The organism is Jiangella aurantiaca (assembly GCF_004349105.1).
GTDB lineage: Bacteria > Actinomycetota > Actinomycetes > Jiangellales > Jiangellaceae > Jiangella > Jiangella aurantiaca.
The window spans coordinates 143,759-156,622 of record NZ_SMLB01000006.1 but is presented as its reverse complement, the minus strand read 5'-3'; the positions used below and the strand labels follow the sequence as shown (position 1 = coordinate 156,622).

Genomic DNA, 12,864 nt, shown 5'->3' with positions numbered 1-12,864 from the left:
TCGCCTCTGTCCGCAGTCAGCGCTCTCCTCGGTTCATCCGGATCAGCCGGTCGACGACGTCCTCGGTCTCGCGCAGGCCGTCGTGCTCGTGGGCGTTGGTCTCCCACGCGCGCAGGCCGCGGACCCGCGCCACGGTGTCGCGGGACAGGCCGGCGTCGACGTACATGTCCTCGGTGTAGAGGGCGGCAACGACCGGGACGTCGTTGGCGGCCAGCCGGTCGAGATCGTAGAGCGGACCCCACGACCGCTCGGCGAGCAGCTCGGCCGTCTCGCGCAGCGGGACCAGCGCGGGGTCGTGCTCGAACATCCAGGGGTAGATCATCTCGCCGGTGAGCAGCAGCGGGTCCGCGTCGGGCGAGAACTGCGGCAGCCCGGCGCCTACCCGCTGCGCCGACCACTGGGTCGAGGCGTTATGGGCGTAGCAGGCCTCGTGCAGGACGGCGTACAGCGGCTGGCTCGCGAACGACAGCGCCTGCCATGCCCCGACGAGGAAAGTGTCGGACAGCACGCCGTCGGCGGCGAACGCCTCCTCCAGCAGGTAGGCGATCCCGGGGATCGCCGAGCTCGCGCCCAGCCCGTGCCCCAGCGCCTGCAGCCGCGGGACGGTGAGCCGCGACCCGTCCGGCAGCACGACCTCGTTGGCACGGACGAACGCGGCCACCTCCTCCAGCCGCGCGCGGGCCCACGGGTACGCGGCGTGGAACCGCTCGTTCTTCCGCTCGACGGTGCGATAGGTGGCGGCGTAGACGTCGTCGGCGCCGACGGCGACCGGGGCGAGGCCGCCGGTCAGCATCACCGACGCCAGACCCTCGGGTGCGAACGACAGGTAGGTCAGCGAGCAGAACCCGCCGTAGGACTGGCCGAGCACGTGCCAGCGCCCGTCGTCGCCGACCAGCTGACGGCGGATCAGCTCGGAGTCGGCCACGATCGCGTCGGCCCGGAAATGCGCCAGGTACTCCGCCTGCGCGGCCGCGTCGCCGCGCCGGGCCAGCGTCGCCGCCGTCGCGGGCGTCGACCGGCCGGTGCCGCGCTGGTCGAGCAGCAGCACCCGGAAGTCCTTGACCGCCCGGCCCATCCAGCCTGACGCGCCGGGCGGCCGGGTCGCCTTCCCGCCTGGGCCGCCCTGGAGGAACAGCAGCCACGGCTGCTCGCGGTCGGACCCGTCGGCGGCCCGCTCCGCAGACACGACCTCGCGCGCGTACAGCGGAATCGTCTCCCCGCCCGGCGCACCGGCATGGTCCAGCGGGGCGTCGAACCAGTGGTCCCGCAGGACCAGCCCACCCAGCCGGACCGAACCGTCGCGGCCGGCCGGGATCACGCGCCCACCGCGTGCACACCGCCGTCGACGTGGATGACCTCACCGGTCGTCTTAGGGAACCAGTCGGACAGCAACGCGACGACGCCGCGCGCGCCCGGCTCGGGGTCGGACAGGTCCCAGCCCAGCGGCGCGCGCTCGTTCCACACGCCCTCGAAGTCGGAGAACCCGGGGATCGACCGCGCCGCCATCGTCTTCACGGGCCCGGCGGAGATGAGGTTGACCCGGATGTTCTTCTCGCCCAGGTACTTGGCGAGGTACCGCGCCGTCGCCTCCATGCCGGCCTTCGCCACGCCCATCCAGTCGTAGCCGGGCCAGGCCACCTGCGCGTCGAAGTCGAGGCCGACGACGGAGCCGCCGTCGGGCATCAGCGGCAGCGTGGCCATGGTCAGCGACTTCAGCGAGTACGTCGACACGTGGACAGCGGTCGAGACGTCCTCGAACGGCGTCTCCAGAAAGCTCCCGCCGAGCGCCGTCGCCGGGGCGAAGCCGATCGAGTGGACGACGCCGTCGAGGCCGTCGACGTGCTCCTTGACCCGGGCGGCCAGGGTGTCGAGGTGCTCGGTGTTCTGCACGTCCAGCTCGATCACGGGCGGCGTCGACGGCAGCCGTTTGGCGATGCGCTCCACCAGGCTCATCCGGCCGAACCCGGTGAGCACGACGGTGGCGCCCTCCTGCTGCGCGAGCCGCGCCACGTGGAACGCGAACGATGCCTCCGTCAGGACCCCGGTGACCAGGATCCGCTTGCCCTCCAGAATGCCCATCAGTGACCCATCCCCAATCCGCCGTCCACCGGAATGACGGCTCCCGTCACGTACGCCGCGTCGTCGCTGGCCACCCAGCGCACCACCCGCGCCACCTCGTCGGCGCTGGCGTAGCGGCCCAGCGGGATGCCGTCGAGGATTTCCTTGCGCCGCTCGTCGGTGAGCTCGGCGGTCATGGCCGACTCGACGAACCCCGGCGCGACGACGTTGGCGGTGATGTTGCGGCTGCCCAGCTCGCGCGCCATCGACCGGGCCAGTCCGACCAGGCCGGCCTTGCTGGCGGCGTAGTTCATCTGCCCCGGCGAACCGAGCAGACCGACGACGCTGGAGATGAACACGACGCGGCCCTTCCGGGCCCGCAACATGCCCTTGGCGGCCCGCTTAGCGACCCGGAACGCGCCGGTCAGGTTGGTGTCGAGGACGTCGGTGAAGTCGGACTCGCTCATCCGCAGCAGCAGCGTGTCGCGGGTGATGCCGGCATTGGCGACCAGCACCTCGACCGGCCCCTGCGCGGCCTCGACCTCGGTGAACGCCGCGTCGACCGACTCGCTGTCGGTGACGTCGCAGCGCACCCCGGCCAGCCCCTCGGGCGGCTCGCCGCTGCGGTAGGTGATGGTGACGTCGTCACCGGCCTGCGCGAACGAGCGCGCGATGGCCAGGCCGATGCCACGATTGCCACCGGTCACCAGTACGGACCGACCCACGTCCTTGTCTCCTCCTGCTAGGGCGTCTCGTGCGTCCGCGCCGACGCTACCGTCAGGCGTCCTCGAGCCGGAAGCCGACCTTCATCCCGACCTGGAAATGCTGGACCTCGCCGTCGACGATCTGACCGCGGACCTCCGTGACCTCGAACCAGTCCAGATGGCGCAGGGTCTGAGCGGCTCGGCCGATGCCGTTGCGCACCGCCGCGTCGATTCCCTCAGTGGACGTGCCGACGATCTCGGTCACCCGATAGGTGCGGTTCATGACGCTCTCCCTCCAGTCGCCGGCGCATTGGGCGGCCCGGCTGCACTTGATCGCACGATTCTGGCCTACCGTGGAAGGGTGAACGGTCACGGCGCGCGTCGCAGCGATCCTGTGCCGTCGGTCACGACGGCCGCGGCGCCGCGCAGTGACGACCTCGCCAGCCGGCAACGCCGGTACCTCATCATGATGGGCATCCGCCTCGCGTGCCTGCCCCTGGCCGTCATCAGCCAGGGCTGGCTGCGCATCGTGTTCATCCTGGGTGCGGTCGTGCTGCCGTACATCGCGGTGGTCATCGCCAACGCGACCCGCCAGCCGCGCCACAGTGCCCTCTCACCGGTGGTCCCGCCGCCGCGACTGGAGCTTCCGGAGGCCCCGGTGGCCAAAGATCGAATCGAACATTGACAGGGCCTTCCGAAGTCGTTGTGGAACGTGCAATACTCCCCAGGCGCACGTTCCGTATTCCCCCGTCGGTGCGTTGCGTACCGGCGACGTCGGGCGGCTTCCCCCGTGGCTGCCCGGCGTCGTCCTCATCTTCCGGCCGAGTCGCCGCCTCTCGCTGCTGATCAACGGCCGATCGCCGCAGTTCACCGGTGGTTTCGACGGAATCAGCCGCCGATCGCGGACATCGGCCGCGACGGCTGTAGAAACCCGGGGTCATCGATGCCGTGACCAGCCGCTTTGCCGGCCATCGCCATCTCCCAGCGGCGCGCCAGTTCGGCGTCGTCAGCGCCGCCGCGCATGGCGCCGCGCAGGTCGGACTCCTCCCGCGCGAACAGGCAGTTACGCACCTGGCCTTCGGCGGTGAGCCGGGTGCGGTCGCAGCTGCCGCAGAACGGGCGGGTCACCGACGCGATGACGCCGACGCGGGCCGGGCCGCCGCCGACCAGCCAGGTCTCGGCCGGCGCGCTGCCGCGCTCGACGTCGCCCTGCGGGGTGAGTGAGAACACCGACTGGAGCGACGCGAGGATCTCCTCGGCGGTCACCATGGTGGCGCGGTCCCAGCCGTGCTGCGCGTCGAGCGGCATCTGCTCGATGAACCGCAGCTCGTAGTCGTGCTCGAGCGCCCAGGCGAGCAGCTCGGGCGCCTCGTCGTCGTTGATGCCGCGCATGAGGACCGTGTTGATCTTGATAGGATCGAGCCCGGCCTCGCGCGCCGCGGCCAGCCCGGCCAGCACGTCGTCGAGCCGGCGCCGGTGGGTCAGCGTCTCGAACCGGTCCGGCCGCAGGGTGTCGAGCGAGCCGTTGACGCGGTCGAGCCCCGCCTCGGCCAGCGCGCCGGCCACCCGGGCCAGCCCGACGGCGTTCGTCGTGAGCGACAGTTCCGGCCGCGGTTCCAGCCGGGCACAGGCGGCGACGATGTCGACCAGGCCGCGGCGCAGCAGCGGCTCGCCGCCGGTGAACCGGACCTCGCGCACGCCCAGCCGCTCGACGGCGATGCGGACCAGCCGCACCACCTCGTCGTCGGTGAGGACGTCCTGGCGCGGCAGCCAGGCCAGCCCCTCCTCGGGCATGCAGTAGGTGCAGCGCAGGTTGCACCGGTCGGTCAGCGAGACCCGCAGGTCGGTGGCCACGCGTCCATATCGGTCAACCAGCACCGTTCAAGCCTAAGCCCCGGCGGGCCGGACCACACGCCGTCGGCGTACCGTCAGTGGGGTGTACAGGTTCCTGGCGACCGACCGAGGCACGCTTTTCCGCCGAGGGCGCAAATGATTCGCCGCTGGCTCCTGCTGACACTCGCCGGCGTGCTGCTGGTGCTGTTGTGCGTCAGGCTCGGGCTCTGGCAGCTCGACCGCAACGAGCAGCGGCAGGACCGCAACGCCGTCATCGAGGCCAACGTCGGCGACGACCCGGTACCGGCCGCGCAGCTCGCACCCCCCGGGCAGCCGCTGGCCGACCACGACAAGTGGCGCACCGTCGAGGTCACCGGGCACTGGGACGTCGACAACGAGCTCCGGCTGCGGCTGCGCCCGGTCGACGGCACTCGCGGCGTCCACGCCCTGACTCCGCTGGTCGGTGACGACGGCACGGCGCTGCTGGTCGACCGCGGGTTCGTCGCCGCCGACGGCCGCGACGACGACGAGATCGAGCTGCCGCCACCGCCGGACGGCGAGGTGACCGTCACCGCACGGGTCCGATCCAGCGAGACCGGCCACGACGTCGACCCGTCGTCGGGGTCGGTGCGGTTCGTCGATGTCGAGGCGATCGCCGCCGATCTCCCCTACCCGCTCTACGGCGCCTGGGGCGAGCTGATCACCCAGAACCCGGAGCCCTCGACGTCGCTGCAGCTGATCGACGCGCCCGCGACTGAGTCCGGGCCGCACCTGTCCTATGCCATCCAGTGGTTCCTGTTCGCCGTCGTGGGCGTCGGCGGGTTCGTGCTGCTCATCCGAGCCGAGGCGCGTGGACGTGACGAGACACACGACGACACCGGCAGGGAGTCACAGGCACGAACTCAGTCCGTCGGGTAGACATGGGTAGATGACGGGTCTCATCGAGGACCACGGCATCATCGGCGACCTCCACACCGCGGCGCTCGTCGACCGTGACGGCACCATCGACTGGCTCTGCCTGCCCCGGTTCGACTCCTCCGCCTGCTTCGCGTCGCTGCTCGGTACGGCCAAGCACGGGTTCTGGCGGATCGCCCCGATCGGCGCCGGCCAGGCCGACCGGCGCTGGTACCGCGGCGACACCCTCATCCTCGAGCACGTCTGGGACACCCCGAACGGCAGCGTCAAGGTCATCGACTTCATGCCTGAGAGCACAGGTCAGCACGACGTCGTTCGCATCGTCGAGGGGCTGTCGGGGCGGGTCCCGATGCACAGCGAGTTGCGGCTGCGGTTCGACTACGGCCGCTCGGTGCCGTGGGTGCACCGCAAGGACGGCCTGATCGTCGGCGTGGCCGGTCCCGACTCCGTCGCGCTGCACTGCGAGGTGCCGACGTACGGCCGGGCGCTGACGACGCACTCCGACTTCACCATCGGCGAGGGCGACCGCATCAGCTTCGTGCTGGCGTGGGGCCCGTCGCACGACCCGCCCGAGTCACCCGTCGACGCCTTCGAGGCGCTGGACGCCACGGAGAAGTTCTGGAACGACTGGGCGGCCCAGTGCACCTACGACGGCCCGTACCATGACGCCGTCATGCGCTCGCTGATCACCCTCAAGGCGCTGACGTACCAGCCCACCGGCGGCATCGTCGCGGCGCCGACGACATCGCTGCCCGAGGGCATCGGCGGCGTGCGCAACTGGGACTACCGGTACTGCTGGCTGCGCGACTCCGCGTTCACGCTGGACGCGCTGATCCGCAGCGGGTACGTCGACGAGGCGCGGGCATGGCGCGACTGGCTGATCCGGGCCATCGGCGGCGACCCCGGCGACCTGCAGATCATGTACGGCATCAGCGGCGAGCGTCGGCTGCAGGAGTACGAGATCGACTGGCTGCCCGGCTACGAGGCGTCCGGCCCGGTGCGGGTGGGCAACGCCGCCGCCGAGCAGCTGCAGATCGACGTCTACGGCGAGGTCATCGACACGCTGGCCCGTGCCCGCCAGCACGGACTGCCGCTGGAACGGCACGTGTGGGCGCTGCAGGAGAAGCTGCTGCAGCACCTCGAGGGCGCGTGGACCCAGCCCGACGAGGGCATCTGGGAGGTCCGCGGGCCGCGCCGGCACTTCGTCCACTCCAAGGTCATGGCCTGGGTGGCCGCCGACCGCGCCGTCGACGCCCTGCAGGGCGACGGCGTCAGCGGGCAGCCCGACCGGTGGAAGGCGCTGCGTGCGACCATCATGGACGACGTCCTCAAGCACGGCTACGACGCCGAGCGCAACACGTTCACCCAGTCCTACGGCCACCCGGCGCTCGACGCCGCGCTGCTGCAGATCCCGATCGTCGGCTTCCTGCCCCCCGACGACCCGCGCGTCGTCGGGACCGTCGACGCCGTCGCGAAGGAGCTGTGCACCGACACCGGGCTGGTGCTGCGCTACCGCACCGAGCACGACGTCGACGGCCTGCCCGGCGACGAGGGCGCGTTCCTGGCCTGCTCGTTCTGGCTGGTCGAGGCGCTGCACCTGACCGGGCGGACGGAACGGGCGCGCGAGCTGTTCGAGCACCTGCTGAGCCTGCGCAACGACCTCGGGCTCCTGGCGGAGGAGTACGACCCGCGCATCGGCCGCATGGTCGGCAACTTCCCGCAGGCGCTGAGCCACATCCCGCTGGTGACGGCCGCCTACCTGCTCGCGGAGCTGCCCGGACCGGCCACCGGCCACGCCTGACCACCAGTTTCCTTTCCGTCGTGGTGCTCGCCGCCGCCCGGGTCGGCTTTGGTGGCTACCATCATCGACCATGGATCTCGGCCTCAAGGATCGCGTCTACATCGTCACCGGCGGCACGCGCGGGCTCGGCCGGGCCGGGGCGGAGGCCCTGGTCGCCGACGGCGCCCGGCTCGTCGTCACGTCGCGCTCGCAGGATGCGGTCGACGCGGCGGTGGACGAGCTCGGCACCGCCTCCGTCGTCGGCGTGGCGGCCGACAACGCCGACCCGGACACGCCGGACCGGCTGGTGGCCGCCGCGCTCGACCGGTTCGGCCGGCTCGACGGCGCCCTCGTCAGCGTCGGCGGGCCGCCCGCCGGCCCCGTCACCGAGATCACCGACGATCAATGGCGGGCCGCGTTCGACAGCGTCTTCCTCGGCGCCGTGCGGCTCGCGCGGGTGGTCGCCGCCCAGCTGTCCGGCGGCGGCGCGCTGGCGTTCGTGCTGTCCAGCTCGGTGAAGGCGCCGATCGCCGGCCTCGCGGCCTCAAACGGGCTGCGGCCCGGCCTCGCGATGGTGATCAAGCAGCTGGCCGACGAGCTCGGGCCCGACGGCGTGCGGACGGTCGGCCTGCTCCCCGGCAGCATCGAGACCGACCGGCTCCGCGAGCTGGCCACGATGTCCGGCCGCGACCCGGAGGAGGTCAAGGCGGCCGCGGAGAAGACCATCCCGCTGCGTCGCTACGGCCGGCCCGAGGAGTTCGGCCGGGTGGCCGCGTTCGCCCTCTCCCCCGCCGCGTCGTACCTCACCGGCTCGGTGATCGCCGTCGACGGCGGCTCGATCCGCTCCCTCTGATCACCAGGCGTCCTACCGCATCCCCAGGCCTGCGTTCCTGGGTGAGCGTGATCACCCCAACTCAACGTGATCAACTCCAGGGCGGTCAGGCGGTGCGGGTGGAGACGTCCTGCAGGGCGAACTGGGTGCGGTAGAGCTCGGCGTAGGTGCCGCCGGCGGCCAGCAGCTGCTCGTGGGTGCCGCGCTCGACGATGCGGCCGTCGTCGACGACGAGGATGACGTCGGCGCCGCGAATGGTCGACAGCCGGTGCGCGATGACCAGTGACGTGCGGCCGGCCAGCGCGGTCTCGAGGGCCCGCTGGACGGCCAGCTCCGACTCGGAGTCCAGGTGCGCCGTCGCCTCGTCCAGCACCACCACGCGGGGCGCCTTGAGCAGCAGCCGGGCGATCGCCAGCCGCTGCTTCTCGCCACCGGACAGCCGGTAGCCGCGGTCGCCGACGACGGTGTCGAGGCCCTCGGGCAGCGAGCGGACCAGCCCGGCGATCTGCGCCGCCTCGAGCGCCGCCCACAGATCGTCGTCGGTGGCGCCGGGGCGGGCGTAGGCGAGGTTGTAGCGAATGGTGTCGTGGAACATGTGCGCGTCCTGGGTGACCACGCCCACGGCCTCGTGCAGGGACTCGAGCGTGACGTCGCGCAGGTCGTGGCCGCCGACCCGCACCACGCCCGACGTGGGGTCGTAGAGCCGCGACACCAGGTGCGTGATGGTCGACTTGCCGGCGCCGGACGGGCCGACCAGCGCCACGAGCTGGCCGGGCGCGACGTCGAACGAGACACCCTCGAGCACCGGCTCGGGCGACGCCGTCATCGGCCGGGCCACCGCTTCGAGCGAGGCCAGTGAGACGTCGTCGGCGCCCGGGTAGGCGAAGTGGACGTCGTCGAACTCCACCGACAGCTGCTCGTCGCCGGCCGGCAGCGGGCGGGCACCGGGGGCGTCCCGGACCATCGGCCGCAGGTCGAGCACCTCGAAGACCCGCTCGAAGCTGACAAGTGCCGTCATGATGTCGACCTGGACGTTCGAGAGCGCGGTCAGCGGCCCGTACAGGCGGGTCAGCAGCGCGGCCAGCGCCACCAGCGTGCCGACCTCGAGGGTGCCGCCGACGGCCAGCCAGCCGCCCACGCCGTAGACGACCGCGGTGGCCAGCGAGGCGAGGAAGGTGAGGCCGAGGAAGAAGTAGCGCGCGTAGAGCGCCTGGACGACGCCGATGTCGCGGACCCGGCCGGCGGCCTGCCCGAAGTCGGCGTTCTCGTTCTGGTAGCGGCCGAAGATCTTCACCAGCAGCGCGCCGGACACGTTGAACCGCTCCGTCATGGTCTGGCTCATCGCGGCGTTGAGCTGCATGGCCTCGCGGCTGATGTCGGCCAGCTTCCGGCCGATGAACCGGGCGGGCAGGAGGAACAGCGGCACCAGTACCAGCACGATCAGGGTGATCTGCCACGACAGCACGATCATCGCGCCGAGCGCCAGCACCAGCGTCACGAAGTTGCTGACGACCTGCGAGAGCGTGCCCGTGAACGCCTGCTGGGCGCCGATGACGTCACTGTTGAGCCGCGACACCAGCGAGCCGGTCTGCGTCCGGGTGAAGAACGCGACCGGCTGGCGCTGCACGTGGTCGAAGACCTGGCGGCGCAGGTCGAAGATGAGCCCCTCGCCGACGCGGGCGGACATCCACCGGCCGAGCAGCCCGAGCACGACGTCGACGACGGCCAGCCCGGCCACCGCGAGCGCGGCCCAGACGACGACCGCGCGGTCGCCGGCGCTGACGCCGCTGTCGATGAGCACCTTCAGCAGCAGCGGGACGGCGGCCGCGGACGCCGCCGCGGCGATGGTGGTGGCGAGGAAGACGGTCAGCTGGAAACGGTAGGGCCGGCCGTACCCGGCGATCCGCTTGACCGTGCCGCGGGCCAGCCGCTGGTGCGTGACCGACTGGTCGCTCGAGAACGACCTCGATGCGCGCCAGGCGTGACCCATCCCCATCGACACCGGCGTCGACCTCCTCGCGTCTGTTGCCGACCATCATGCGACCCGCCGCCGACAACGTCGCCCAGCCGACGGTTCTTCCCCCGTTCGCTCAGAGGCGAGCCGACCGCGCGTGCCGCGGCCACGCGCGGATCGTCACGCACCGTGATCGAATCGGCGCCCCGCGGCACGGGCGGCCGTTCCCCGATCCGTCACGCAACGTTACAGACCGGTCCGTACCGGAACGCACCGAACGTCGGCCGGAGCGTCGTCCGGCCGGCCGATGGCGGCGTTTCCGGGCATGCTGAAGCGCCCGATGGCCTCCCTCGCGCAAAAGACGCGAACGGGCATCGACACTGCCTTCACGTCACTCTGCGTGAAAGCACACCGATTACTCGGGCAATGGCGTGAATCAAGATCAACAGTGCGGAGTGCGACCGTTTAAGGCTGTCCGATATGTCGGACTTGCCGATCGGCTCTCTTCACCTCTGACCAAGATCAACTGATCGGAAAGAAGGCCCCTCGGGTTCGAGTACGACGACTCGAGAATCCGCCGAACGATTCACCGGCCGGGCTGACTCGGTGATTCGCCGCCGCATCGCCTGGGGAGGCGTGCGCGCCGGGGACCGCGCAGTGGGTGACGAAGCGTGTGTCGGGGTGATCGAGCTGCTGGAGGCCACCCTCCTCCGGCATCTCGACCAACTGGGGCTGGTTCAGGCCTGCTTCTTCGCCTTGCCTCGTGTGGCCCCTCCGCGGCCTCGTAGGTTGACTCCGGACTCGGACAGAACCCGGTGGACGAACCCGTAGGAACGCCCGGTTTCAGTGGCGAGCTCGCGGATGCTCCGACCACCTTCGTACTTCTTCTTCAGGTCAGAGGCGAGCTTGTCACGCTGCCCCCCACTGATCCGCGCGCCTTTTACCAACTTCTCGGCCACGCGTCCTCCCGTTTCGTTGTCCTGCATGACAGAGGACAATGATCCGCTCCATTACGCTTTTTCGCCAGTCGAAGGCCGGATCGTGCCTCCAGGGAACGAAAAAGCGCAGGGTGGATCGACCTCTCCTATGCGAGTGAGACGAGCTCCGCATAGTCAGGGTTCCACAGATCTTCGACTCCGTCCGGAAGCAACACGACCCGCTCCGGGCCGAGCGCCTCGACGGCGCCTTCGTCGTGGGTCACGAGGACGATCGCGCCGGCGAACCCGCGCAACGCGGCCAGCACCTCCTCGCGGGAGGCGGGGTCGAGGTTGTTCGTCGGCTCGTCCAGCAACAGCACGTTCGCGCTGGACACGACCAGCGAGGCCAGCGCCAGCCGGGTCTTCTCACCGCCGGACAGCACGGCGGCGGGCTTGTCGACGGCGTCGCCGGAGAACAGGAACGAGCCGAGCACCCGGCGCGCCTCGAGCTCCGGGAGGTCCGGAGCGGCGCTGCGGAGGTTTTCGAGCACCGTGCGCGAGGTGTCGAGCGTCTCGTGCTCCTGGGCGTAGTAGCCCAGCCGCAGCCCGTGCCCGGGCTCGACGGTGCCGGTGTCGGCCTCTTCGACGCCGGCCAGCAGCCGCAGCAGCGTCGTCTTCCCGGCGCCGTTGAGGCCCAGGATGACAACCCGGCTGCCGCGGTCGATGGCGAGATCGACGTCGGTGAAGACCTCCAGCGACCCGTACGACTTCGACAGGCCGGACGCCGTGAGCGGCGTCTTGCCACACGGCGCGGGGTCGGGGAAGCGCAGCTTGGCCACCTTGTCCTGGCGCCGCTGCTCCTCGAGGCCGGCCAGCAGCCGCTGCGCCCTGCGGTCCATGTTCTGCGCCGCGGTGGCCTTGGTGGCCTTGTAGCGCATGCGGTCGGCCTGCGCCTTGAGCGCGGCGGCCTTCTTCTCCGCGTTCGCCCGCTCGCGGTGCCGGCGTCGCTCATCGGTCTCGCGCTGGGCGAGGTACGCCGTCCAGCCGATGTTGTAGACGTCGAGGGCGGCGCGGTTGGCGTCGAGGTGGAAGACCCGGTTGACGGTCTTGTCGAGCAGCGCGACGTCGTGGCTGATGACCACCAGGCCGCCCTTGTAGGCCCGCAGGAAGTCGCGCAGCCAGACGATGGAGTCGGCGTCCAGGTGGTTCGTCGGCTCGTCCAGGAGCAGCGTGTCGGCGTCGGAGAACAGGATGCGGGCCAGTTCGACCCGGCGCCGCTGGCCGCCGGAGAGCGTCTTCAGCGGCTGCGCGAGCACGCGGTCGGGCAGCCCGAGGCTGGCGGCGATGGTGGCCGCCTCGCTCTCGACGGCGTACCCGCCGGCCGCCAGGAACTCGGCCTCGAGCCGGGCGTAGCGGCGCATGCCGCGCTCGTGCTCGTCGGGATCGCTGGAGGCCATCTGCTTCTCGGCCTTGCGCATGCCCGCGACGACGACGTCGAGCCCGCGGGCGCTCAGGATGCGGTCGCGGGCGACGATCTCGGGGTCGCCGGCTCGCGGGTCCTGCGGCAGGTAGCCGATCGGGCCGTTGCGCACCACCGAGCCGGCGGCGGGCTGGCCCTCGTCGGCCAGGATGCGGGTGAGCGTGGTCTTGCCGGCGCCGTTGCGGCCGACGAGGCCGACCTTGTCGCCGGGACCGATGCGGAAGCTGGCGTCTTCGAGAAGCACCTGCGCGCCTGCGCGCACTTCTAGCTGGTGAGCGGTGATCATGTCAGGGTGAACTCTCCGTGGCCTGGGATGGGGTGGGCGATCGGTCCAGCACGATCAGTCCGCCACGGGCATCATGGTGAGCAGTCTACGCGTGAGGTGAATCGG

The 12,864-nt window shown here is 71.2% G+C and carries 12 protein-coding genes; 4 read left to right on the top strand and 8 right to left on the bottom strand.

From position 1 onward, the window contains the following. Positions 1–16: 16 nt before the first annotated feature. From E1262_RS06855 to E1262_RS06840, 4 genes are read right to left on the bottom strand one after another with little or no spacing between them, the layout of a single operon-like run. Positions 17–1,318, bottom strand: coding sequence for an alpha/beta fold hydrolase (locus tag E1262_RS06855; RefSeq protein ID WP_238992862.1), 1,302 nt, complete (start codon positions 1,316–1,318; stop codon positions 17–19). Next, positions 1,315–2,079, bottom strand: coding sequence for an enoyl-ACP reductase FabI (fabI, locus tag E1262_RS06850; protein ID WP_132102383.1), 765 nt, complete (start codon positions 2,077–2,079; stop codon positions 1,315–1,317). The genes E1262_RS06855 and fabI overlap by 4 nt, the downstream gene beginning before the upstream one ends. Continuing rightward, positions 2,079–2,783: a beta-ketoacyl-ACP reductase gene (locus tag E1262_RS06845; protein WP_132102382.1), complete on the bottom strand. Its 705-nt coding sequence runs from the start codon at positions 2,781–2,783 to the stop codon at positions 2,079–2,081. Before E1262_RS06845 ends, fabI begins: the two co-directional genes overlap by 1 nt. A gap of 52 nt (positions 2,784–2,835) precedes the next feature. Continuing rightward, positions 2,836–3,045: a dodecin gene (locus E1262_RS06840; RefSeq protein WP_132102381.1), complete on the bottom strand. Its 210-nt coding sequence runs from the start codon at positions 3,043–3,045 to the stop codon at positions 2,836–2,838. A gap of 78 nt (positions 3,046–3,123) precedes the next feature. On the opposite strand from E1262_RS06840, the gene E1262_RS30215 reads away from it, so the two are divergent. Beyond that, entirely contained in the window at positions 3,124–3,447 is a 324-nt protein-coding gene (locus E1262_RS30215; protein ID WP_162605804.1) for a DUF3099 domain-containing protein, read from the top strand. A 203-nt stretch (positions 3,448–3,650) separates the two neighbouring features. Here E1262_RS30215 and moaA read toward each other — a convergent pair whose 3' ends face one another. Next, the gene (gene moaA / locus E1262_RS06830) at positions 3,651–4,640 is read right to left on the bottom strand and encodes a GTP 3',8-cyclase MoaA (protein WP_132102379.1); all 990 of its coding nucleotides are present in this window, start codon (positions 4,638–4,640) and stop codon (positions 3,651–3,653) included. A 111-nt stretch (positions 4,641–4,751) separates the two neighbouring features. On the opposite strand from moaA, the gene E1262_RS06825 reads away from it, so the two are divergent. From E1262_RS06825 to E1262_RS06815, 3 genes are all read left to right on the top strand, one after another. Further along, positions 4,752–5,513, top strand: coding sequence for an SURF1 family cytochrome oxidase biogenesis protein (locus E1262_RS06825; RefSeq protein ID WP_132102378.1), 762 nt, complete (start codon positions 4,752–4,754; stop codon positions 5,511–5,513). 10 nt (positions 5,514–5,523) lie between these two features. Beyond that, entirely contained in the window at positions 5,524–7,311 is a 1,788-nt protein-coding gene (locus tag E1262_RS06820; protein ID WP_132102377.1) for a glycoside hydrolase family 15 protein, read from the top strand. 70 nt (positions 7,312–7,381) lie between these two features. Further along, complete coding sequence (locus E1262_RS06815) at positions 7,382–8,143, top strand: SDR family oxidoreductase (protein WP_132102376.1); 762 nt, start codon at positions 7,382–7,384, stop codon at positions 8,141–8,143. Between the two features lie 85 nt (positions 8,144–8,228). Here E1262_RS06815 and E1262_RS06810 read toward each other — a convergent pair whose 3' ends face one another. From E1262_RS06810 to E1262_RS06800, 3 genes are all read right to left on the bottom strand, one after another. Next, on the bottom strand, positions 8,229–10,118 hold the full coding sequence (locus E1262_RS06810) for an ABC transporter ATP-binding protein (protein WP_238992868.1): 1,890 nt from the start codon (positions 10,116–10,118) through the stop codon (positions 8,229–8,231). Between the two features lie 695 nt (positions 10,119–10,813). Continuing rightward, positions 10,814–11,035: a helix-turn-helix domain-containing protein gene (locus tag E1262_RS06805; RefSeq protein ID WP_074946318.1), complete on the bottom strand. Its 222-nt coding sequence runs from the start codon at positions 11,033–11,035 to the stop codon at positions 10,814–10,816. Between the two features lie 125 nt (positions 11,036–11,160). Beyond that, the gene (locus tag E1262_RS06800) at positions 11,161–12,759 is read right to left on the bottom strand and encodes an ABC-F family ATP-binding cassette domain-containing protein (protein ID WP_132102375.1); all 1,599 of its coding nucleotides are present in this window, start codon (positions 12,757–12,759) and stop codon (positions 11,161–11,163) included. Between the last annotated feature and the right edge of the window lie 105 nt (positions 12,760–12,864).